The organism is Agrobacterium sp. BT-220-3, from assembly GCF_025910175.1.
GTDB lineage: Bacteria > Pseudomonadota > Alphaproteobacteria > Rhizobiales > Rhizobiaceae > Agrobacterium > Agrobacterium oryzihabitans.
Genome location: NZ_JAPAIX010000003.1, coordinates 166,137 through 189,236 on the forward strand (window position 1 = coordinate 166,137; position 23,100 = coordinate 189,236).

19 protein-coding genes and 1 tRNA gene are annotated in these 23,100 nt (G+C 58.7%); 13 read left to right on the forward strand and 7 right to left on the reverse strand.

What is annotated here, in order from left to right:
- The first annotated feature begins 157 nt into the window (after nt 1-157).
- The 6 genes from OK142_RS11185 (at nt 158) to OK142_RS11210 (ending at nt 6,512) form a co-directional block, all read left to right on the forward strand.
- Nucleotides 158-1,036, forward strand: a complete 879-nt coding sequence (locus tag OK142_RS11185) for a MurR/RpiR family transcriptional regulator (protein ID WP_082182673.1) — start codon at nt 158-160, stop codon at nt 1,034-1,036.
- A 289-nt stretch (nt 1,037-1,325) separates the two neighbouring features.
- Nucleotides 1,326-2,432, forward strand: a complete 1,107-nt coding sequence (locus OK142_RS11190; RefSeq protein ID WP_082182674.1) for an ABC transporter substrate-binding protein — start codon at nt 1,326-1,328, stop codon at nt 2,430-2,432.
- Between the two features lie 205 nt (nt 2,433-2,637).
- Nucleotides 2,638-3,522 carry an ABC transporter permease gene (locus OK142_RS11195; protein WP_313613863.1) on the forward strand — a complete coding sequence of 295 codons (885 nt, stop codon included), beginning with the start codon at nt 2,638-2,640 and terminating at the stop codon, nt 3,520-3,522.
- Nucleotides 3,519-4,301, forward strand: coding sequence for an ABC transporter permease (locus OK142_RS11200; protein WP_003494794.1), 783 nt, complete (start codon nt 3,519-3,521; stop codon nt 4,299-4,301). Before OK142_RS11195 ends, OK142_RS11200 begins: the two co-directional genes overlap by 4 nt.
- A gap of 13 nt (nt 4,302-4,314) precedes the next feature.
- On the forward strand, nt 4,315-5,373 hold the full coding sequence (locus OK142_RS11205) for an ABC transporter ATP-binding protein (RefSeq protein WP_082182675.1): 1,059 nt from the start codon (nt 4,315-4,317) through the stop codon (nt 5,371-5,373).
- A gap of 95 nt (nt 5,374-5,468) precedes the next feature.
- The gene (locus OK142_RS11210; protein ID WP_498683218.1) at nt 5,469-6,512 is read left to right on the forward strand and encodes a zinc-dependent alcohol dehydrogenase family protein; all 1,044 of its coding nucleotides are present in this window, start codon (nt 5,469-5,471) and stop codon (nt 6,510-6,512) included.
- 47 nt (nt 6,513-6,559) lie between these two features.
- On the opposite strand, the gene OK142_RS11215 is transcribed toward OK142_RS11210, so the two are convergent.
- Nucleotides 6,560-7,234 carry a hypothetical protein gene (locus OK142_RS11215; RefSeq protein WP_498682779.1) on the reverse strand — a complete coding sequence of 225 codons (675 nt, stop codon included), beginning with the start codon at nt 7,232-7,234 and terminating at the stop codon, nt 6,560-6,562.
- Between the two features lie 333 nt (nt 7,235-7,567).
- On the opposite strand from OK142_RS11215, the gene OK142_RS11220 reads away from it, so the two are divergent.
- Together OK142_RS11220 and OK142_RS11225 are read left to right on the forward strand one after the other, a co-directional pair.
- Entirely contained in the window at nt 7,568-8,344 is a 777-nt protein-coding gene (locus OK142_RS11220; RefSeq protein WP_313617295.1) for an AAA family ATPase, read from the forward strand.
- A 79-nt stretch (nt 8,345-8,423) separates the two neighbouring features.
- Entirely contained in the window at nt 8,424-9,755 is a 1,332-nt protein-coding gene (locus OK142_RS11225) for an MFS transporter (protein ID WP_498682781.1), read from the forward strand.
- 71 nt (nt 9,756-9,826) lie between these two features.
- Here the strand turns inward: OK142_RS11225 and metH are convergent, their stop codons facing one another.
- Complete coding sequence (gene metH / locus OK142_RS11230; protein ID WP_498682783.1) at nt 9,827-13,600, reverse strand: methionine synthase; 3,774 nt, start codon at nt 13,598-13,600, stop codon at nt 9,827-9,829.
- A gap of 179 nt (nt 13,601-13,779) precedes the next feature.
- Between metH and OK142_RS11235 the strand changes: the two genes are divergently transcribed.
- Nucleotides 13,780-15,039: an AGE family epimerase/isomerase gene (locus tag OK142_RS11235; protein ID WP_498682785.1), complete on the forward strand. Its 1,260-nt coding sequence runs from the start codon at nt 13,780-13,782 to the stop codon at nt 15,037-15,039.
- 155 nt (nt 15,040-15,194) lie between these two features.
- Here the strand turns inward: OK142_RS11235 and OK142_RS11240 are convergent, their stop codons facing one another.
- Together OK142_RS11240 and OK142_RS11245 are read right to left on the reverse strand one after the other, a co-directional pair.
- Nucleotides 15,195-15,755, reverse strand: a complete 561-nt coding sequence (locus tag OK142_RS11240) for a dual specificity protein phosphatase family protein (protein WP_003494778.1) — start codon at nt 15,753-15,755, stop codon at nt 15,195-15,197.
- 212 nt (nt 15,756-15,967) lie between these two features.
- Nucleotides 15,968-16,420, reverse strand: a complete 453-nt coding sequence (locus OK142_RS11245; protein ID WP_137037992.1) for a hypothetical protein — start codon at nt 16,418-16,420, stop codon at nt 15,968-15,970.
- A gap of 409 nt (nt 16,421-16,829) precedes the next feature.
- Here OK142_RS11245 and OK142_RS11250 point away from each other — a divergent pair, with 409 nt between their 5' ends.
- Entirely contained in the window at nt 16,830-17,462 is a 633-nt protein-coding gene (locus tag OK142_RS11250) for an outer membrane protein (protein WP_003494775.1), read from the forward strand.
- A 214-nt stretch (nt 17,463-17,676) separates the two neighbouring features.
- The gene (locus OK142_RS11255) at nt 17,677-18,048 is read left to right on the forward strand and encodes a hypothetical protein (protein WP_003494773.1); all 372 of its coding nucleotides are present in this window, start codon (nt 17,677-17,679) and stop codon (nt 18,046-18,048) included.
- 156 nt (nt 18,049-18,204) lie between these two features.
- Here OK142_RS11255 and OK142_RS11260 read toward each other — a convergent pair.
- Nucleotides 18,205-18,280: transfer RNA gene (locus OK142_RS11260), tRNA-Ile, on the reverse strand.
- 181 nt (nt 18,281-18,461) lie between these two features.
- Between OK142_RS11260 and OK142_RS11265 the strand changes: the two genes are divergently transcribed.
- Complete coding sequence (locus tag OK142_RS11265; protein ID WP_313609851.1) at nt 18,462-19,205, forward strand: SIMPL domain-containing protein; 744 nt, start codon at nt 18,462-18,464, stop codon at nt 19,203-19,205.
- Between the two features lie 177 nt (nt 19,206-19,382).
- Here OK142_RS11265 and OK142_RS11270 read toward each other — a convergent pair whose 3' ends face one another.
- Together OK142_RS11270 and OK142_RS11275 are read right to left on the reverse strand one after the other, a co-directional pair.
- On the reverse strand, nt 19,383-19,724 hold the full coding sequence (locus OK142_RS11270; RefSeq protein ID WP_003494768.1) for a hypothetical protein: 342 nt from the start codon (nt 19,722-19,724) through the stop codon (nt 19,383-19,385).
- Between the two features lie 128 nt (nt 19,725-19,852).
- Nucleotides 19,853-20,275 (reverse strand): secondary thiamine-phosphate synthase enzyme YjbQ, encoded by a 423-nt coding sequence (locus tag OK142_RS11275; RefSeq protein WP_498682790.1) that lies wholly within the window; start codon nt 20,273-20,275, stop codon nt 19,853-19,855.
- A 254-nt stretch (nt 20,276-20,529) separates the two neighbouring features.
- Here OK142_RS11275 and OK142_RS11280 point away from each other — a divergent pair, with 254 nt between their 5' ends.
- Nucleotides 20,530-23,082 (forward strand): HWE histidine kinase domain-containing protein, encoded by a 2,553-nt coding sequence (locus tag OK142_RS11280; RefSeq protein ID WP_498682791.1) that lies wholly within the window; start codon nt 20,530-20,532, stop codon nt 23,080-23,082.
- Nucleotides 23,083-23,100 lie beyond the last annotated feature (18 nt).

Here is a 23,100-nt window from a genome sequence, read left to right on the forward strand (position 1 = left end):
ACCCGCCGTCCCGCCAATGACGAAAAGAATTCTTCACATTATTGCGAGTGTCAAATGGAATTTTGAAATTTTCTCTTCATTTTGCCATTGACTCGATAGCTGGCGCAGATGTTTATTTTAGCGGTTACACCGGCAGAAAGACCGGAAGGGGAAAGATTTGCGCAGCACGACGGCGACCGTGTCGGATGTCATCCATGCCCATTACGACGCGCTGACCCGTTCGGAAAAACGGCTGGCGGAGAGCCTGCTCGGCAACTACCCCGTCTCCGGCCTTGGCAGCATTACCACCATCGCGGAAAATGCCGGCGTCTCGACGCCGACAGTGGCGCGCATGGTGCAGAAGCTCGGCTACAAGGGTTACCCGGAGTTTCAGGCGCATCTGCACCAGGAACTGGAAGCAACGATATCGGGCCCGATTGCGAAACATGACCGCTGGGCCACCAATGCCCCCGGCCTCCACATTCTCAACCGCTTCGCCGACGCCATCACCGGCAATCTGCGCGATACGCTTGGTGATCTCGACACCGCCGTCTTCGACAATGCCGCGGCACTGCTTTCTGACCGCAAGCGCAGCATCTATTTCGTCGGCGGGCGCATCACCGGCGCGCTCGCCGAATATTTCTTCACCCATATGCAGGTGATCCGCCCGAAAACGACGTTGATGTCGTCGAATTCCAGCGCCTGGCCGCAATATATGCTGAATATGAGCGCTGGCGACGTGCTGGTCATCTTCGACATCCGCCGCTACGAACACGACATGACGACGCTCGCCGAAGTGGCGAAAGCAAACGGCGTGCAGATCATCCTCTTCACCGATCAATGGACGTCGCCCGTCGCGCGTCACGCGCTCCACACATTCCGTGTGAAGATCGAAGCGCCCTCGGCATGGGATTCCTCTGTTGTCACCTTGTTTGTCGTCGAAGCGCTGATCGAAGCGGTGCAGAGCGGCACGTGGGATGAAACGAAGGAGCGTATGAATGCGCTGGAGGGTCTGTTTGAGCAGACACGCCTGTTTCGCAGACCTGACCGGACTTGAAAACTATATAGCCGGCATCTTGCTTGACGCGGATGCCACTCGCTGATTGGATACCTGTAATCGCTACCAGCACGATAAAACAGGATAAATGACCAAGCTGGGGAACATATCTGACCAATGGATGATGAGGGGATTCTCCCGCAATTGCAGGCATAAAGCCTGACGATGGCGGAAAATGGGCGTAAAGTGACGGAATCCGGATAAATAAATTGCAATCCAACCGTCACATTAGCTTCATCTACAATCCGTATCAGCGTCCGCAATATGAGAACACGAAGAGGAGAAAAAAGTGATCTCTCACTGCCGCCGACTGCTTGCTACCACCACCGCACTGGTCATCGCCTCCACCGCGATCGCTGCTGCTGAGCCGAGCGCCGAACTGATCGCTGCCGCCAAGAAGGAAGGCATGCTGACGACCATCGCGCTGCCGCACGACTGGTGCGGTTACGGTGACGTGATCGCCTCCTTCAAGGCGAAGTATCCGGAAATCACCGTCAATGAGCTGAACCCCGACGCCGGCTCCGCCGACGAAGTGGAAGCGGTGAAGGCCAACAAGGACAACAAGGGCCCGCAGGCTCCTGACGTGATCGACGTCGGTCTTGCCTTCGGCCCGCAGATGAAGGCCGAAGGCCTGCTGCAGCCCTACAAGGTCTCCACCTGGTCCGAAATTCCTGACAACGTCAAGGATGCCGACGGTTACTGGTACGGCGACTATTACGGCGTCATGTCGATGTTCGTGAACAAGGACCTCGTCAAGAACACACCGAAGGACTGGGCCGACCTGCTGAAGCCGGAATATTCCGGTCAGGTAGCGCTCGCCGGTGACCCGCGCGCTTCCAACCAGGCTATCCTCGGCGTTCTCGCCGCCGGTCTTGCCACGGGCGCGAAGTCCGGCAAGGAAGCCGGTGAAGCTGGCCTGAAATATTTTGCCGATCTCAACAAGGCTGGCAACTTCCTGCCTGTTATCGGCAAAGCCGGCACGCTGGCGCAGGGCGCGACCCCGATCATCGTTGCCTGGGACTATAACGCGCTGTCCTGGAAGAAGACGCTGAACGACAACCCGCCGACAGAAGTTGTCGTTCCTGAAAAGGGCGTTCTGGCCGGCGTTTATGTTCAGGGCATCTCCGCTTACGCCCCGCATCCGAACGCTGCCAAGCTCTGGATGGAACACCTCTACTCCGACGACGGTCAGCTTGGCTGGCTGAAGGGCTATTGCCACCCGATCCGCTTCAACGCCATGGTCAAGGCCGGCAAGGTTCCGCAGGAACTGATCGACAGCCTGCCGCCGGCAGCAGCCTATGAAAAGGCAATCTTCCCGACGCTCGAGGAAGTTGATGCCAACAAGGCTGCCGTTACCGGCGGCTGGGACAGCGTCGTCGGCGCAAACGTGAAGTAAACTGTTGAAAACGCACCCCGGCCGGTCAAAAGCCGGGGTGCTTTCTTTAAAAGCATTTCCAGTAAAAGTGCGTAGCGGTTTTACGTCCGGAAAATGCGCAAGACAAAAATCGAGAGCGCGTCCGACATTTCCGTTTTGACCGGACGAGCTCGAGAAAAGACCTTAATAGACAGACCGTTTTAAAAACGGCGTTTGGGGACAAGGCATGCCATCAACCAACACCGGCGGACCATCCGATGCGGGCAGGAAGTTGCCGCTTCACTGGATAGGCGTCCTGCCTTTTGCCGTTTTTGTTCTGCTGTTTCTGATCATGCCGACGATGAAGATCGTCATCGGCGCATTTCAGCGTACCGATGGCAGCTTCACGCTGGAAAACATTGCCGGACTTTTCACCTCTTCCATTCTCGCGGCCTACTGGATTTCGATCAAGATCAGCCTCGCCTCGGCGGCTCTCGGCTGCCTGATCGGCTTTGCCGTCGCCGCCGCCGTGGTGCTGGGCGGATTGCCGCAGCGCATTCGCGGACCGCTTCTGACCTTTTCGGGCGTCGCCTCGCAATTCGCCGGCGTGCCGCTCGCCTTCGCCTTTATCGCGACGCTCGGCCCGGTCGGCCTGCTCACCGTGTTTCTGAAGACGCAGATCGGCATCGATCTGAGGCTCCTCGGCTTCAACATCCTGTCCTTCTGGGGCCTGACCGTCACCTATCTGTTCTTCCAGATACCGCTGATGATCCTCATCATCACGCCGGCGCTGGACGGGCTGAAGCGCGAATGGCGCGAGGCTGCGGAAATCCTTGGCGCCACCGGCCTGCAATATTGGCGCATGGTGGCCTTCCCCATCCTGCTGCCGTCGCTGCTCGGCACCATGTCGCTGCTGTTTGCCAATGCCTTCGGCGCGGTGGCCACCGCAATCGCGCTCACCGGCTCCTCGCTCAACATCGTGCCTATCCTGCTCTTCGCGCAGATCCGTGGTGACGTTCTCGGCAATCCGCATCTCGGTTACGCGCTTGCCTTCGGCATGATCGTCGTCACCGGCATTGCCAATGCGCTTTATATCTGGCTGCGAGCCCGCAGCGAAAGGTGGCTGAAATGAAGCGTTTCTTCGCCTGGGGCGCGCTGGTCTTCGGCCTTCTTTATTTCGCTCTGCCGCTGATCGGCATGACCAACTTCTCGCTGAAGATGCGGCGCGGAGAATATTCCTTCGACGCCTATGGCAAGGTGCTCACCGACCCGCGTTTTCAGGAAACCTTCAGCTATTCGGTGGTGATGGCGCTGTTCACCATCGTTTTCGGGGTTCTGCTGGTCGTGCCCACCGCCTATTGGGTACGCCTGAAACTGCCGCACCTGCGCCCCTATATCGAATTCATCACGCTCCTGCCGCTGGTCATCCCGGCCATCGTCATCGTCTTCGGTTACATCAGGCTTTACAACACCTCCAGCTGGCTGCCGCTGACCGGCACGACCTTCGGCACCAACCTGCTTCTGATGTTCGGTTATGCCACGCTCGCCTTGCCCTACATGTACCGCGCCGTCGATACCGGTCTCCGAACCATCGACGTAGCGACGCTGACGGAAGCGGCGCAGAGCCTCGGCGCGGGCTGGACCACCATCCTGTCGCGCATCATCCTGCCGAATGTTCTGGTCGCCGTGCTGTCAGGCGCATTTTTGACCTTCGCCATCGTCATCGGTGAATTCACCATGGCAGCCCTTTTGAACCGCCCGGCCTTCGGCCCCTACATGCAGCTGCTCGGCGCCAACCGCGCCTATGAACCGGCCGCACTTGCCGTGATTTCCTTCGGCATCACCTGGGGTTGCCTCGGTCTGATCCAACTCGTTTCACGCTACCAGAAGGGCGCGCCTCCCAAGGCCTGAGGACAAGATTTTCATGAGCTTTTTGACACTTAGCAACATCAAGAAATCCTTCGGTTCCGTGCAGGTCGTGCATGATTTCGACATGGCCATCGAAAAGGGCGAGTTCGTCTCCTTTCTCGGGCCGTCGGGTTGCGGTAAGACCACCGTGCTGCGCATGATCGCCGGTTTTGAAATCCCGACCGGCGGATCAATCGTCATCAATGGCAAGGACCAGACGACGCTCAGACCAAACCAGCGCAATATCGGCATGGTCTTTCAGGCCTATGCGCTGTTCCCCAACATGAATGTCTACGAGAACGTCGCCTTCGGGCTCAAAGTCGCCGGCAAGCCGAAAGCCGAGATCGATGCGCGCGTGAAGGAAATGCTCCAGCTTATCCATCTGGAGCATCTCGCGGACCGCTACCCCTATCAGATGTCGGGCGGCCAGCAGCAGCGCGTGGCGCTTGCCCGCGCGCTTGCCCCGAAGCCGGAAGTGCTTCTGCTTGACGAGCCCCTCTCCGCGCTCGACGCCAAGATCCGCGTGTCGCTGCGCGAGGAAATCCGCCAGATTCAGCAGAAGCTCGGCATCACCACCATTTTCGTGACCCACGATCAGGAAGAGGCCCTGTCGATCTCCGACCGCATCGTCGTCATGAATTCCGGCCGCGCCGACCAGATCGGTTCGCCCTTTGAAATCTACAACAAACCCGCAACCCGCTTTGTCGCTTCCTTCGTCGGCACGCTGAACCTGATCGACGCCACAGTCATCGATTCCTCGACCAACGCCATCCGTGTCGGAGAGCAGCAGATCACCCTCCACAAACCTGTCGATGCGGCAAACGGTGAAAAAATCACCCTCGCGCTTCGCCCGGAAGCAGGCGCGCTCGGAGCCGATGCGAAGGGCGATGTCGCTATTTCGGGCGTCGTCACCTCAAGCCAGTTCCTCGGCTCCGTCATCCGCACCCGTCTTGATCTCGGTGGTTCGACCCTGTCTTTCGACATGTTCAATGATCCCGGCACAGCACCACCCGCCCTTGGCGAACAGGTGACGCTCAAATTCGCAGCGGGCGATCTTATGGTGATCAAGGACTAAAGCGCTTTTCCAGACGCAAAACCGCTCCGCCCATTTGCGGGACATGGTAGAGCAGGTATGACTTCGAACCTGCATACCAACTATGTGAGGCCATGATGCGTGCGCTTTTTTACGAACTGTTCGGCGAGACCCCAATTGTCGCATCCCTGCCCGATCCGGAACCGACCGATGGCGGCGTGGTCATCGAAGTAAAGGCAACCGGCCTCTGCCGGAGCGACTGGCACGGCTGGATGGGGCATGACACGGATATCCGCCTTCCGCATGTCCCCGGCCACGAATTTGCCGGCGTCATCGCCGCAGTCGGCAAAAACGTCACCCGCTTCAAGACCGGCGACCGCGTTACCGTGCCCTTCGTTTCCGGCTGCGGCCATTGCCATGAATGCCGCTCCGGCAACCAGCAGGTCTGCGAAACGCAGTTCCAGCCCGGCTTCACCCATTGGGGCTCCTTCGCCGAATATGTCGCGATCGATTATGCCGATCAGAATCTCGTGCATCTGCCTGATACGATGAGCTATGCCACCGCCGCCGGTCTCGGCTGCCGTTTCGCCACCTCCTTCCGCGCCGTCACCGCTCAGGGCCGCCTGAAGGGCGGCGAATGGCTGGCGGTGCACGGCTGTGGCGGCGTCGGCCTCTCCGCCATCATGATCGGTGCTGGCCTTGGCGCGCAGGTCGTCGCCATCGACATTGCCGAAGACAAGCTCGAACTTGCACGCCAACTCGGCGCGACCGCCACCATCAACAGCCGCTCCGTTGCCGATGTTTCCGAGGCGGTGCGTGAGGTGACGGGCGGCGGCGCGCACGTGTCGATTGATGCGCTTGGTCACCCGCAGACCTGCTGCAATTCCATCAGCAATCTGCGCCGGCGTGGGCGCCATGTGCAGGTGGGGCTGATGCTGGCCGATCACGCCATGCCCGCCATCCCCATGGCTAGGGTGATTGCCCACGAACTGGAGATTTACGGCAGCCACGGCATGCAGGCATGGCGCTACGAAGACATGCTGGCGATGATCGAAAGCGGCAAGCTTGCGCCCGAAAAACTGATCGGCCGCCACATCTCCCTGACAGAAGCCGCCACCGCCCTGCCCGCCATGAACAGCTTCCAGGAAAGTGGCATCAGCATTATTGATCGGTTCGAGTAACCGTCAGATCTTCGCGGCGATTTCGGATTCCGGAGTCTCGGCGCAGGTCACCCGCTCCTGCGTCCGAAAGTCTTGACCACAGTGCCTGCGTGAGAAGATGCGGAAGCCGCCAAGGTGCGCCCATCGTGATTGGTCTGGGTATCGCTCCAGTGACGATTGACCAGTTGCTTCTTGCGGATCTCAAGCGGCGTATCAACCGCCTCCGTTGAGCCATTTCCAGTAATCGCGGGGCTCGTCAATGATCGCACAACCCATCGGTAGATAAGCAGGGCCAGACGGAGAAGCGCAAAAAGACCGCCAATCCACACCAATATCAAAATCACGAAGCCCCAGCGAGTATTTTCGGCATCACGTTCCACCCGTTCCATGCGGTGTTTGGTCGTTGGGTCGAAACCCAGCGTCGCCTTCAGCTTCGCAATGTCCGCGTCGCTGAGCTTCGTGTAGCGGTCACCGTTATAAAGAACATAAGAGTTGCCATTGCTGCTGTTCAGATAGCCGAGATCAAACGCTTTTCCATCTCGAAGGAACATCGGAGTGTCCGGTAGATCATAGACGAGATCGATCGTTTCACCGCTACCAAATCCGGGAATGGCAAATAGTCTGGCTTTTCGAGCCTGCGCATGCGTGGATGCCATCGAAGAAAATAGAGCAACGGCAAAAAACAATGCAATGTAATTCATCCACAACTCGCAACAATAACGATAATGAATAACAATTGCCATGTCTATATTAATACAAAGTTTATATCGAAAATATATTTGTAAATACTTTAAGTAATAAACGAATCTTACAAAAATAAAAATCGACACGAAAAATACAGAAGAATAATTATATTATAATATTCAAAATTAATATTCATGATTTATACATAAGAATGGCGACTTTCATTGTGCATTGATACAGCGCCGCGTCGCACTCCAAACACAGGCAGCCGCACCAGGCTCAAACATGGCCGCTCCGCCAAGGTGCCACTCTTCACACCGGGATTGGAAAAGCGTAAGCGGTTTTTGCTCGAAACCCTCGTCTCAAATCAACGACGAAGCAAGGAACGCGACATGCTGTTTCTCGACAGCGTCACCATGAAGGAAGCGCCGGACCGAAGGGACGAATATCCCTTTTCCGTTCCGGCGCTGCGCAAGCTGGAACGCCTCGAATTCAAAACACCGATCACCTTTTTTGCCGGCAATAACGGCTCCGGCAAATCGACGCTGCTGGAAGGGCTGGCAGCGGGAATGACGGCCTATGCCATCGGCAATCATGGCCAGGTTGCCGGCGACCTCTACCTCCAGCACGCGGAAACGGTGGCGAAGGCATTCTATTTTGCCCGCAAGAAATATCCGAAAATCCGCATGTTCATGCGTGCGGAAGATGTGCTTGGCTACATCCGCAAGCAGAATGAAGAGACCTTGGACGACTTTCGCTGGGAGCGGGAAAAAGCCCTAAAAAGAGGCGAGGATTTTCCGGAGGAAACGCCGGACACTTTCAGGCATATCGTCAGAAACAACGTCATAGACCGGCGTTCGCATGGCGAGGGATTTCTCGACATCATGCAGCAGCGGCTGCATGGCGCAGGCCTCTATTTTCTCGACGAACCCGAAAGCCCGCTTTCGCCGCAAAAGCAGCTGGAGCTCGCGGCAATCGTCCGTCACACGGCTGATAGTGGCGGTCAACTGATCATCGCCACCCACTCACCGGTCCTCCTGGCCATTCCCGAGGCGACGATTTATTATTTCGACGAGGATGGCGTCACCGAGCGCCTCTATGACGAGCTGGAGAACATCACCTTCCTTCGCCGCTTCCTCGATCGTCCGTCGAAATACCTCAGCGATTGAACATCGATAAGGCTTGAAATCGCGCCGCGCTTGCCGCATTCCCATTAGCAACATGTGAATTAGAAAAAGAAGCAGGCTTATGTCTCCCACCACTACGCCGGCGGCAGCCCGGCCCCTGAACAGCCAGGATTACAGAACTCTTGGCCTTTCGGCCCTCGGCGGCGCGCTGGAATTTTACGATTTCATCATTTTCGTGTTTTTCGCCACCGTCATCGGCCATCTGTTCTTCCCGCCGGAAATGCCTGACTGGCTGGTGATGATCCAGACCTTCGGCATCTTCGCCGCCGGTTATCTGGTGCGGCCGCTCGGCGGCATCATTCTTGCGCATTATGGCGACCGTTACGGCCGCAAACGCGTCTTCGCATTCTCCATCCTCCTGATGGCGCTATCGACCCTCGGCATGGCGCTGATGCCGACCTATGCCATGATCGGCGTGGCGGCACCCATCCTGCTCATCATCCTGCGTATGCTCCAGGGCGCGGCCATCGGCGGCGAAGTGCCGGGGGCCTGGACCTTCGTTGCAGAGCACGTGCCCTTTCGCCGCGTCGGGCTCGCCTGCGGTTTTCTGACGTCGGGCCTCTCCTTCGGCATCATGCTCGGCTCGCTGATCGCTTTCGCCATCAATTCCCTCTTCTCGGCAGAAGATGTGGCGGCCTATGCATGGCGCATTCCCTTCCTGCTCGGCGGCATCTTCGGCCTGATCGCCGTCTATCTGCGCCGGTGGCTGGAAGAAACACCGATCTTCATGGAGATGAAGAAGTCGAAATCGCTGACAGACAAGCTGCCGCTCGGGCTGGTGCTTAAACACCATATGCGCGGCGTGGTCATTTCCGCCCTGCTGACCTGGGTTCTCTCGGCCGCCATCGTCGTCACGACGCTGATGACGGCCACCTTCCTGCAGAAGCTCTACGGTTATACCCCGACACAGGCGCTGGCCGGCACCAGCTTCGGCACGCTGTTCCTGATCTTCGGCGTCATCATCGCCGGCGCATTGATCGATCGTGTCGGCTCCGGCATCTTCTTCATGGCCGCCAGCATCTTCTTCGGCATCGCCACCTTCACCTTCTACAGCTATGCCGGCGAATCGCTCGAGACCATGTTCGTGCTTTATGGCGTCATGGGCCTGTCGGTCGGCATGGCGGGTGCGGTGCCCTATGTCATGGTGCGCGCCTTCCCGGCATCGGTCCGCTTCTCGGGCCTCTCCTTCGCCTACAATGTCTCCTACGCCATCTTCGGCGGGCTGACGCCGATTGCGGTGACGACGGCGCTCGCGGTCAATCCGATGGCGCAAGCATGGTATCTGGTGTTCATCGCCGTCCTCGCCTTTTGCATCGGCCTCTATCTCTATCTGCGCGGCAGCGAGATCGAAAGCCATGTCGGCATCGAGGAACTGGCGGCGTTGAGGTCGTAAGCCCAACGACGAAATAAAAAAAGCGCGGGCAAGACCCGCGCTTTTTTATTGCAACAACGGTGGCCGGAACATCACGCCGCGCTGTCTATTTCCTCGGCGCCATTCGTCGGCACATAGTTCAGCACCGGCCCAAGCCAGCGCTCCACCTCTTCCACCGGCATGTCCTTGCGCCGCGCATAATCGAGAACCTGATCGCGCTCCACCTTGGCGACACCGAAATAATAACTCTCGGGATGGCCGATATAGAGGCCGGAGACGGAGGAGCCCGGCCACATGGCGTAGCTCTCCGTCAGTTCCACGCCCGCCGCATTGGTGGCGTCAAGCAGGGAGAACAGGGTTTTCTTCTCAGTGTGATCAGGCTGCGCGGGATAGCCCGGCGCAGGGCGGATACCGGCATAGGCCTCGCCAATCAGCTCTTCGCCGGCAAGAGACTCGTCCGGCGCGTAACCCCAGAATTCCTTGCGCACCCGCTCATGCATGCGCTCGGCAAAGGCTTCCGCGAAACGGTCGGCCAGCGCTTTCACGAGAATGGACGAGTAGTCGTCATTGGCCCGCTCGAAGCGCTCGGCAATCGCCACCTCCTCGATGCCCGCCGTCACGACAAAGCCACCGACATAATCGGCAACGCCGCTATCGACCGGCGCCACGAAATCGGAAAGCGCCACATTCGGGCGTCCATCGCGCTTGGAAAGCTGTTGGCGAAGCGTGAAGAAGGTCGCAAGCTCTTCCTTGCGGCTCTCATCCGTAAACAGCCGGATATCATCGCCCACCGCATTGGCAGGCCAGAAGCCGATCACCGCACGCGGCCGGAACCACTTTTCGTCGATGATCTTCTTCAGCATCGCCTGCGCGTCGCTGTAAAGCTGCCGCGCGGCCTCGCCCTGTTTCTCGTCTTCGAGGATCGCCGGGTAGCGGCCCTTCAGCTCCCAGGTCTGGAAGAATGGCGTCCAGTCGATGTAACGGGACAGCTCCTCAAGATCATAGGTCTCGAAAACCTTGGTGCCGAAGAATTGCGGCTTGACGACGCTATAGCTCGACCAGTCGATCTTGTGCGCATTCTCACGGGCACGGGAAAGCGGCAGGCGCTGCTTTTCGCGCTCGTTGCGGGCATGGGCTTCCGCCACCTTGGCATATTCGCTGCGAATACCATCGATATAAGCGGGCTTCTGCTCGGCGGAGAGAAGTGCTGACACGACGCCCACCGCGCGCGAGGCATCGGTGACATAGATCGCCTGCCCCTGCTCGTAACGCGGATGGATTTTCACCGCCGTATGCACACGGCTCGTCGTTGCGCCACCGATCAGCAGCGGAATGTTGAAACCCTGCCGCTCCATTTCCGCCGCCACATGCACCATCTCGTCAAGCGAAGGCGTGATGAGACCGGAAAGACCGATAACATCGACCTTTTCAGCAATCGCCGTTTCAAGGATTTTCGTCGTCGGCACCATCACGCCGAGATCGATAATCTCGTAATTGTTGCAGGCGAGAACAACGCCTACGATGTTCTTGCCGATATCGTGCACGTCACCCTTCACGGTCGCCATCAGCACCTTGCCGGCAGCACTCCGCTCGGACCCGCCATTCAGGCGCTTTTCCTCTTCCATGTAGGGCAGCAGCACGGCAACGGCCTGCTTCATCACCCGGGCGGATTTCACCACCTGCGGCAGGAACATCTTGCCCGAGCCGAACAGGTCGCCAACCACGTTCATGCCCGCCATCAGCGGCCCTTCGATAACGTGCAGCGGACGGGCGGCCTTCTGGCGCGCCTCTTCCGTATCGGCGTCGATGAATTCGGTAATGCCGTTGACCAATGCATGCTCCAGCCGCTTTTCAACGGGAAACTCGCGCCAGGAGAGATCCTGCACCTTCGCCTGTTTTTCACCCGTTCCACGGAAACGCTCGGCCACCTCAAGCAGCCGCTCCGTCGCGTCGTCACGGCGGTTCAGCACCACGTCTTCGCAGGCCTCGCGCAGTTCGGCATCGATGTTGTCGTAAACGGCAAGCTGCCCGGCATTGACGATGCCCATATCCATGCCGACCTGAATGGCATGGTAGAGGAACACGGCATGCATCGCCTCACGCACCGGTTCATTGCCGCGGAAGGAGAAGGACAGGTTGGAAACGCCGCCGGAAATATGCGTCAGCGGCATGGTTTCGCGGATGGTCTTGGTGGCTTCGATGAAGTCCACCCCGTAATTATTGTGCTCCTCGATACCCGTCGCAACGGCAAAGACGTTCGGATCGAAGATGATGTCTTCCGGCGACAGGCCCGCCTTCTCGGTCAAAAGCTTGTAGGCGCGCGAGCAGATCTCCACCTTGCGCTGATAGGTGTCCGCCTGCCCGACCTCGTCAAAGGCCATGACCACGACCGCCGCACCATAATTGTGGACGAGCCGCGCCTGCTGGAGAAACTTCTCCTCGCCTTCCTTCAGCGAAATCGAATTGACGATCGACTTGCCCTGAACGCATTTCAGACCGGCTTCGATGATCTCGAACTTGGATGAGTCGATCATCACAGGCACGCGGGCAATATCCGGCTCGGCGGCGATGAGGTTCAGGAACTCGACCATCGCCTTTTGCGAATCGATCAGGCCCTCATCCATGTTGATGTCGATAATCTGCGCGCCGTTTTCCACCTGATCGCGGGCAACAGCCAGCGCCGCCGTGTAATCGCCGGCGGTGATGAGCTTGCGGAAGCGGGCCGAGCCGGTGACGTTGGTACGTTCGCCCACGTTGACGAAGGGAATGTCCTTGGTCAGCACGAAAGGCTCGAGGCCCGAAAGCGACATGAAGGGCTTGTGCTCGGGAATTTCGCGCGGCTTGTAGCCTTTGACAGCCTCCGCAATCGCCCGGATATGCTCCGGCGTGGAGCCGCAGCAGCCACCGACGATGTTGACGAGACCATCGCGGACAAAACCCTGCACCTGACGCGCCATCATCTCCGGCGTTTCGTCATATTGGCCGAATTCATTCGGCAGGCCGGCATTCGGATAGGCGCAGACGAAGGTATCGGCTACATCCGAAAGCTCCTGCAGATGCGGACGCATGGCGTCGGCACCCAGCGCGCAGTTCAGGCCGATGGTGAAGGGATTGGCGTGGCGCACCGAGTTCCAGAACGCCGAAGGCGTCTGGCCGGAAAGCGTGCGGCCGGAAAGATCGGTAATCGTGCCCGAGATCATCACCGGCAGGCGGATGCCCTTGGCCTCGAAACGCTCCTCGCAGGCGAAGATCGCCGCCTTGGCGTTCAGCGTATCGAAGATCGTCTCGATCAGGATGATATCGGCGCCGCCGTCGATCAGGCCGTCGATCTGCTCGCCATAAGCGATACGCAGATCGTCAAAGGTGACGGCGCGATAACCGGGGTTGTTGACGTCAGGCGAAATGGAGGCCGTGCGATTGGTCGGGCCGATGGCGCCCGCCACGAAACGGCGGCGGCCATCTTCCCGCTCGGCGCGCTGGGCCGCACGGCGAACAATCGCCGCGCCCTCGCGGTTGAGGTCGTAGACGGCATTCTCCATCTCGTAATCGGCCTGCGCGATACGCGTCGACGAAAACGTGTTGGTTTCGAGAATATCCGCACCCGCCATAGCGTAGCGGTAATGGATATCCTCGATAGCATCCGGCTGGGTCAGGATCAGAAGGTCGTTATTGCCCTTCTGGTGACAGGCGCAGCCGATAAAACGATCGCCACGAAAATGGTCTTCGTCAAAACCGAGACCCTGGATCTGCGTGCCCATGGCACCGTCGAGAATGAGGATGCGTTCGCTCGCGGCGGCGCGCAGCGCTTGCAAGATTTCCGCGCCGTCGCGCTTTGCCCCTTCAGGGCCAAACAGATCGTCAAACACGGGCACACTCCTCATTTCGATTTGCAAGATCGCAAACCGTCAAGTCACATAAAGATATGTTTATGTCAATATATCTTCAAGGGACAGACATGGCTTTGCGTCGTTGCGGCAGACTACGAAATTTCACTGACAGATGACAGGTTTATACGGCAAGGATATAAGCCGAAGCAGCAAACCGTATGGAGGACGAAATGCCCGAGGACGACCATAACAACCGGAACTGGAATGCCCTGCCGTGGCATCGCCAATGGCTGGTCAAACAGGCCGAGGGCCTTTTCGATTTCTTCCAGTACCGCGCCGTTAATGCCGCCGGCGGCTTCTTCGATCTCGACGCCAGGGGCGCACCGTTGCAAAGAAAAGATCCCGTGCGCGGCATCCACGCCTCGGCGCGCATGGTGCACTGCTTCTCCATCGGCCACCTGCTCGGCCGGCCCGGCTGCGGCGATATTGTCGACCATGGCATGACCTATCTCTGGAACAAACATCGCGACAGCGAGCACGGCGGCTATTTCTGGCAGGTCAATGATGGCGGCCCGTTCGATTCCACCAAGCAGGGTTACGGCCACGCCTTCGTGCTTCTGGCCGCCTCTTCCGCCAAGACCGTCGGCCACCCCCTTGCCGACAAGATGCTGGCCGACATCACCGAGGTGCTCGAAACCCGTTTCTGGGAAGAAAAACACGGCGCGATTGCCGAGGAATTCAATCGCGACTGGTCGCCCATCGACAATTATCGCGGCCAGAACTCCAACATGCACCTGACAGAGGCGCTGATGGCCGCCTATGAGGCGACGGGCGACAGCAATTATCTGACCAAGGCCGAACGCATCGCCGACCTCGTCATCCGCCGCCGCGCCGGTGAACTGGATTTCCGCGTGCCGGAGCACTTCGACGAAAACTGGACGCTCGACAAGGACTATCGCGGCAACGAAATGTTCCGCCCCTCCGGCTCCACCCCCGGCCACTGGCTGGAATGGGCGCGTCTCATCCTGCAATTATGGGTGCTGGGTGAACGTCGCCACGACTGGATGCCGGTGGCGGCCAAATCGCTCTTCGTGCAATCCATGACGCTCGGCTGGGACCGGGAAAAGGGCGGCTTCTTTTACACGCTCGACTGGAACGACAATCCGGACAAGACGGCAAAGCTCTGGTGGCCCATGTGCGAGGCGGCGGGTGCAGCCCACTTCCTCAACGAAAACCTGCCGGCGGACGAATTCTACGAGGACAGCTACCGTCGTATCTGGAGCACGATCGCCAACAACTTCATCGATCACGACAATGGCGGGTGGCATGAGGAACTGACGGAAGATCTGGTTCCCGCCCATACGCTGTTCCCCGGCAAGGGCGATATCTACCACGCGCTTCAGGCGTGCCTTATCCCGCTTTTCCCGGCAACGGGAAGTCTGACGAAGGTGATCAAGGAAAGTGGCGGGGCTTATTGAAGCGCCTGACGCCTCCGTCATGCCGGACTTGATCCGGCATCCAGCCACGGCGCGTCTGCGCCGTGAAAAAAAGCCTTACGTAATCAAATACTTGATCACGCTGGACCCCGGATCAAGTCCGGGGTGACGGGGTAAGCAGGCGTATCGCAAAACCCTCAAAAACCGATGGTTTCCTCGAAATCGTCCCACGACTGGTACATTTCATAACGCCCGATGCCGGGGATCGGCACATGGCCGTAATAGGGCGAAAGCTGAAACTCGGCGGCGGCCTCGCTCTTTCCGGCAACGGCACCCACATAGATCGCCGACGCAAGTCCGGTGCGGTTGGCGCCGTGTTCGCAGTGAATGAGGATCGGCTTTTCCGCGTTGCGCAGCACGGCCGCCAGCGTTTCGGAATCTTCCACCGAGACCTTTTCGCTTGAACTCAGCGGATAATCCACCAGCCGGATGCCGTTGTTCTTTGCCGCCTGGCTTTCAGCGTCATACCAGCCTTCGCGTTTCTCATCGCGCAGATTGATAATGGTCTTGATGCCATAGGCCTTGGCATAGGCCGTGATGTCCTTGCCGCTCGGCTGAGCCGAACGGTAGAGCTCACCGGGTATGACTTCGTGAAAATTTCCGGTCAGCTGACCGATGCCCATATGCGCGCCCGCCAGAACCGGCAGGGCGACAAGGCCGATGGCCGTGATTTTCAAAAACTTCAGAACAATACGCAAAACGTCAACCCGCGATATTCATCGGACGGGGTGGCAGATGGCATCGCAAACGGGCGAAAACAAGTCAGGCAGCGGCCACCACCGCCCTGACGCGGCAGACAGGAGATCCGCCTGCCGCATGAACCCTTTGCATTGCAAGCCTTTTCAGAAGGCTGCGCGACAGCGCGGAAATTCTCAAAATACCGTGATGGCCGGAAGCCGGGTGGCCCCGCTCAATCGAACTCGGCGGAAATGACGGTGACGCGCCATTCCAGACGTTGCGGTTCCACCCTTTCATTGTTGCGCAGCCGGAATGCGCGGCATGCGGCAAATGTTTCGCCAGCCTCGATCCGCCTTTCGCTTACCTGATAGGGATCGAAGGCGACGGAAGCGCGGAAGGCCGGTTCGAACCCTTCCAGCGTGTAAGTTAGGCGCTGCACGGCGACATCATTGTCATTGCGAAAGCTGACGCGAATGGGCAACGCCGCATCCGGGCAAGCCGCATCGAAACTGGCTGTTGCAACGACATGATCGAGCCGCTGGCTGCCGCGCCACCAGTCATAAATGACGAAAGCGGCCGTGGTCGCCCAGATCAGCAGCAGGCAGATGACGACGGGTTTGAGATGCCGCGGAAATGCGATGAGAGTAAGAAGAAGAATGGCACTGAGAACGGCTCCGACGATCACGTCGTCCCTCCCCGGTAAAAACTAACCCTCATGCGATCCCGTCCTCCCTTGCGCGTCTGCCCGGCAAAAATACCGTTTCGGGCGCGGCGCAATTGCCGCGCCGAAGCAACCGCATCGCGGCAGACATGCACAACTCTATGGTCGTGCCCCCCTCTGTCAAGACAACCAAGCGTGACACCAACTCACTGCGCAGCCGGATATTCGGCGAAACCGCAAAGGGAACCAAACACCGCTCAACACGTTCGCCGCATCAGAACACCATGGCGGGGCGATAAAAAACGCCGCGATCACGGTGGGATTGGCCGGCATTCAACGAGGACAGGACACCTCTTGGAACCGCTGAACCCCAACCCATATTAAATGCACCTAATATATGCTATGAAGGTCAATCAGCTCAGGGAGAAACACAATGAAAACGCTGATCGTAACGTCACTCTTGGCCCTTTCGGCCAGCACCGCAATGGCTGCGGATGCCGTCTACGAAACGCCGGCGCCTCCGGTCGCGCAGGAAACCCTGCCGGTCTTCACCTGGTCTGGTCCCTATCTTGGTATCCAGGGCGGCGCGGGCTGGGCGAATGGCGATTTTTCGGCGGGCGGCCCCGTCGCGTCGGATAGTTTCGACGGCGGCGTTCTGGGCGCTTTTGCCGGTTACAATTACCAGTTCGACAATAATCTGGTCCTCGGCATCGAGGGTGACGTCGATTATAACTGGAACGATAATGACTATGCCGGCGTGCAGATCGGCACCGACTGGCAGGGCTCCGTCCGCGGCCGCGTCGGTTATGCTTTCGACCGTGCCCTGCTCTATGGTACCGCCGGCTGGACAGCCACGCGCGGTTTCATCGAAACGCCCGGCGCCGGCAAGGACAGCACCACGTTCAACGGCTATACGGTCGGCGCGGGTCTGGACTATGCCTTCACCGACAATGTGTTCGGCAGGCTGGAATATCGCTACAATGACTATGGCGACAAGGACATCTTCGGCGTCAACACCGATTTCGACCAGCATACCGTCAAGGTGGGTCTCGGCGTGAAATTCTGATCCCGACCAAGCAATATCATCCCCAAAAGCCCGGCCATTCGCCGGGCTTTTTCACGCCTGGAAGCTCGTATTGTTTCAGACATATTGATTTTAGCGGGACGAAAAATATGAACCCCGCAGAAATGAAACATTCACGGACCGTTCAGCAGGCCCATGCCATCATGCGGGCATAATGAGCCTCTATTCCCAAGGCAGGCTTATGGAGTAGCCCTCGATGAAAAAGATAATTCTTTCCACCATTGCCGCGCTGGTCGCCACCGGCAGCGTCTTCGCATCCTACGGCACAGCCTCGGCTCAGGACTATCCCTATCGTCCGCGCTATGACCGTGGTTACGACCGTGGCGGCCCACCCCCGCCGCCCTACCGCGAACATCGCCGCCACAATGATGGCGCAGCGATTGCCGGCGGCCTCGCCGCAGGCGTCATCGGCGGCCTGATCGGCGGCGCCATCGCCAACAGCAATAACGGCCCCCGCTACTACGAGCCGCCACCGCCGCCCCGCCCGCGCTGCTGGTTCGAAGATCGCCGCGTTCCCAATTCCTATGACGGCGGCTGGCACACCGAAAGCATGCGGGTCTGCAACTGACCGCATAGCTGAAAATTCGCACGTGATGATCCGATCAGTCGAAGGCTGGTCGGATTTTTTATGGGATACGCGAAAGAGAAATCCCGAATACGGCAATGATCGGAGCACCGGCTTGCCGTGCCGAATCGCCCTAATTCACTCGAAATATGAGGAAAATGGTGGGCCCGGAGAGACTCGAACTCCCAACCAAGCGGTTATGAGCCGCCGGCTCTAACCATTGAGCTACAGGCCCCTATCGGAACAAGGTGATCCGAAATACCGGCTTCGCAATGGTTCGAATCCGGTGGGTCACGCTCTAACGTAATTTTTTGAGCCCGACAAGCCATTGATGCTATCGCGAGTGGGCGCTGCCGTATTAGCTACACAATCTAAGGCAATACCCTCTAAAGGGACACAATCAACGAGGAAACACCATGAAGACAAAACAGGCCCGCCTTTTCGCACTCACAGCTTTGGCCGCAGCAGCAATCATGCCGCTTTCCAGCCAGGTGCTTGCGCAGGACGCCAACCCGCGCGAAGCCACCATCAGCGTTACCGGTGAAGGCCAGGCGGCCATCGCGCCGGACATGGCGATCCTGTCCTTCAGCGTTGTCAAGCAGGCGGAAACGGCGGCTGCGGCTCTGACCGAAAATTCAAAGGCGCTCGCCGATGTTCTGAAGGCGCTGAAAGAGGCCGCCATCGAAGACCGGGATCTGCAGACCAGCAATTTCTCCGTGCAGCCGCTTTACAAGCACTATGAGCCAAAGGACGGTGTCTATGTCGCGCCTGAGATCACCGGCTATCAGGTTTCCAACGGCCTGACCGTGCGCGTGCGCGACCTGAAAAAGCTCGGCACGATCCTCGATACATCCGTCAAGCTCGGAATCAACCAGGGCGGCGATATCAGCTTCACCAATGACAAGCCGGAAGCAACCGTCACCGAAGCCCGCAAGCAGGCCGTGGCCGATGCGCTGGCCAAGGCGAAAACGCTGACGGAAGCAGCAGGCGTGAAGCTTGGCCGCGTCATCCAGATCAGCGAGAACATGCAGCGCCCGATGCCGGTGCCGCAGGGCATGATGCGCGCCGCAATGGCGAAGGAAGCCGACAGCGTTCCAATCGCCTCTGGCGAAAACAGCTACAGCGTGGTCGTTAACGTCACCTTCGCGCTCGGCGAATAAATCGCAGCGGGCGGCGGCATTACCCGTCGCCCGCCATTTGCCGCCAAGGTGGCGTAAAGCTGCCGTGGGCAATGCACAAAAAGAAACGCCCCTCGCCTGTCCTTCCGGACGAGCGAGGGGCATTTTTTTGATCCGCCCGAAGGGCGGGGGATTTCGGCGGATCAATATCGGCCGTTTTTAGCGGCGGATTACCGGGCAGCCGCGCTCATTGGCGAAAACGATGCGGTCACGGCCGTGACGATCGAAACCCGCTACCACGACACGGCGCGGCGATACGTCAACCACGCGCGCACGGCGAAGACCCATGCGGCTTGCCTTTTCTTCCGCAAACCGCGGCGAGCAACCGAAACGCGGGCGATCCGGGCGTCCCCAGCCGGGACGGTGGCCGTGGCCATATCCATCCTGAACCTGAACTCTGAACTGAACATCCGAGCCGGCTGATGCGGCGGGAGCCGTGACCGAAATTCCACCAAGGGCGATGAGGGCAGCCAGGCCGGCTTTTGCAAAGGTGCTGAACATGAACTCACTCCGTTTGTTTCTGCGCCGGCAGGGAATGTCCCCCGGCGATTGACGAGACCCTAGACCCGCCCGCCTGAACGCGGACCGAACCGCATATTCAGCATACGTTCATGGATGTTAACGGGAAATCAGGCGGAGATATGCAGCACGACTTCACGGCGATGCGGTTGATCGCGGTGTTCGAAAAGATAAAGGCCCTGCCAGGTGCCAAGTGTGAGCCTGCCACCACTGATCGGCACGCCGATGGAAACTGCCGTGAGCGCCGATTTAATATGGGCGGGCATATCGTCGGGACCCTCAAGCGTATGGACCACCCAGCGCATGGAGGCATCATCCGATGGCGGCACGAGGCGGGAGAAGAACATTGTGAGATCGCGCCTTACATCCGGATCGGCATTTTCCTGGATAAGCAGAGAGCAGGATGTGTGGCGGACAAAGATGGTGAGCAAGCCTTCATCCATACCGGTGTCCCTTACGAAACGACTGGCTTCGGCTGTAAATTCGTAGAGGCCCTGCCCTTGCGTGGCGATGGTCATTTTCTTCTGCGGCACATTTTTTCCTTCAAATAATTTGGAACAAAATCGTCACTGAGAACGTTGTGCCATGTCAAATTGTGTCCGATGACGATAGGAATACGACAATCAAATGACTGCGGCCTATAACAGCAGAACGGAAAACCGACGTCACGGTTGCAAGAAACGGGGAAGGGTTGGCAATATCATAATGAATTATTCAGGCTTGCTCATCTTTCCGCGGACACGAAATATCCATCGCAAGACAGGCACAGGGTGCGAAAGACTGATTCATGGCACCCACTGACTATAATGTCGACCTGACGAATTGCGACCGCGAACCCATTCATATTCCAGGCTATATCCAGCCGCATGGCTGTCTGATCGCGTGTGATAACGCCTTGCGCATGATCGTGCGGCATTCGGAAAACTGCCTCGATCTTTTAGGCTTCGATGGCGATATCAACGGCAAGACCGCCGAAGAGGTGCTGGGCAAAGACGTCGTCCATGATCTTCGCAACGCCCTCACGGTGACAGGCAGGACCACGCGTCCCGCCATGTTGCCGAACATGGAAATGCGCGATGGGCGCAATTTTGATATTTCCCTCCACCGCTACAAATCCACCACGATCATCGAATTCGAACCATCCCGCAGCGAGACGCAGCCGCTCGGCACGGCACGCAAAATGGTGGACCGCATCCGCGAGGCGGACAGCGTCGAAAGCCTGATTTCACGAACGACCCGGCTGATAAAGGCGACCTTGGGTTACGACCGGGTGATGATCTACCGTTTCGAGGAAGACGGCGCCGGCAAGGTGGTGTCGGAGGCGAAGCAGCCGGAACTGGAAAGCTTTCTCGGGCAATATTTTCCCGCCAGCGACATACCGCAGCAGGCCCGCGCGCTCTATCTCAAGAATACGCTGCGCATCATCTCAGACGCCAGCGGGGCGCGGGTGCCGGTGCTGCCTGCGCTCGATGCCTCCGGTGAACCGCTCGATCTGTCCTTCGCGCATCTGCGCAGCGTTTCGCCCATCCATTGCGAATATTTGCGCAATATGGGCGTTGGCGCCTCCATGTCGATTTCGGTGATTGTCGATGGCGCGCTCTGGGGCCTCATCGCCTGCCACCACTATTCACCGCGCGTTCTGACAATGCCGGTCAGGATCGCCGCCGAAATGTTTGGAGAGTTCTTCTCCATGCATTTGCAGGTGCTGAAACAGAAACGCAGGCTCGATACGGTCAACCAGGCTCATGCCGCGCTGGACCGTTTTCTGCGGCTTGCCGCGCATCATTCCCACATAGAAGAACTGCTCGTCGACAGTTTCCAGGATTTTGCCGATCTGATGCCGTGCGACGGTGTTGGGCTCTGGGTTGGCAACAATTGGCACAGCCACGGCGCGACGCCCCCGCATGAGGCAATTCCAAGACTGGCGCGCTTTGTCGCCTCGGCTTCGGAAGGAAAGGTCTGGGCCACCCATGCGCTGTCCCAAGCCATTCCTGAAGCGGAAATCTATGCGGATACCGCGGCCGGAATGCTCGCCATTCCGCTATCGCAGGTGAAGAACGACTATCTCCTGTTTTTCCGCAAGGAGATCGTGCAAAACCTCAACTGGGCCGGAAATCCGGAAAAATCCTATGAGACCGGCCCGATGGGCGATCGTCTCACCCCGCGCAAGAGTTTTGCTATCTGGAAGGAAACCGTTCGCCTGCAGGCGCAGCCATGGTCGGAAGCGGACCGGGAAATAGCCGAAGCGGCGAGAATTGCGCTCGTCGAGGTCGCGTTCCATCATAGCGAGCTGATGGCCGGCGAAAGGGAGCGTGCAGAAGTACGCCAGCGCATGCTGAACGAGGAACTCAACCACCGCGTCAAGAACGTTCTCGCCATCATCAAGTCGCTGGTCGGCAATCCCTCGCAGGAAGGCAAGACCCTGCAGGAATATGTCGGTGCGCTGAAGGGCCGCATTCAGGCATTGTCCTTTGCCCATGACCAGATCATTCGCGGTGAAGGCGGCGGCTCGCTGCGCGATCTGCTGGATGCCGAACTGTCGCCGCATCGTTCGCCCGAAACCGTGGTGAAGCTTGCCGGACCACAGGTAACGCTCGATTCGCGCGCATTTTCCGTCATGGCTCTGGTCCTGCATGAGCTGGCGACGAATGCGGCCAAATACGGCGCGCTGGCGCAGACCGGAGGCCAATTGCATGTGCACTGGGAAATCAACGAGAACCGCGACTGCACCATGCAATGGCGCGAAATTCTGCCCACCAAACTCCCGACACCGTCGCGCGCCGGTTTCGGCACCGCACTCATCAGCCGCAGCATCCCTTACGATCTCGGCGGGCGCAGCACGATGCGATATCTGCCGGATGGGCTGGAGGCGGAAATTCTCCTGCCATCCCGCCACGTTTCGGCAACGATGACAGCCTCCGACGCGAAAACCGAGGACGAAACCGCGCCGCAGCCCAGACGCTACAACCGGGAGGAAAGTTTGAAAATATTACTTGTCGAAGACCAGATGCTGATCGCCATGGATGTCGAGAACATGCTGGAAGACAACGGCATCAAGACGATCGAAACGGCAACCTCCTCCGCCATGGCCATTGAAAAGCTGAAGAACTACGTGCCGGATGTGGCCATCCTCGACATCAATCTCGGTTCCGACACCTCCATTCCCGTTGCCCGCGAGCTCCACCGCCGCGGCATCCCCTTCCTCTTCGCCACCGGTTATGCGGATGGCAGCATGGTGCCGGATGAATTCGGCAACGTGCCGGTTATCAGGGAGCCCTATGATGAGGATGCGCTGATGGCGGGCATTGGGTTGCTGGTGGGCGATACGGAGCGGGCTTAAAGGCGCGGGCGTCGGTAA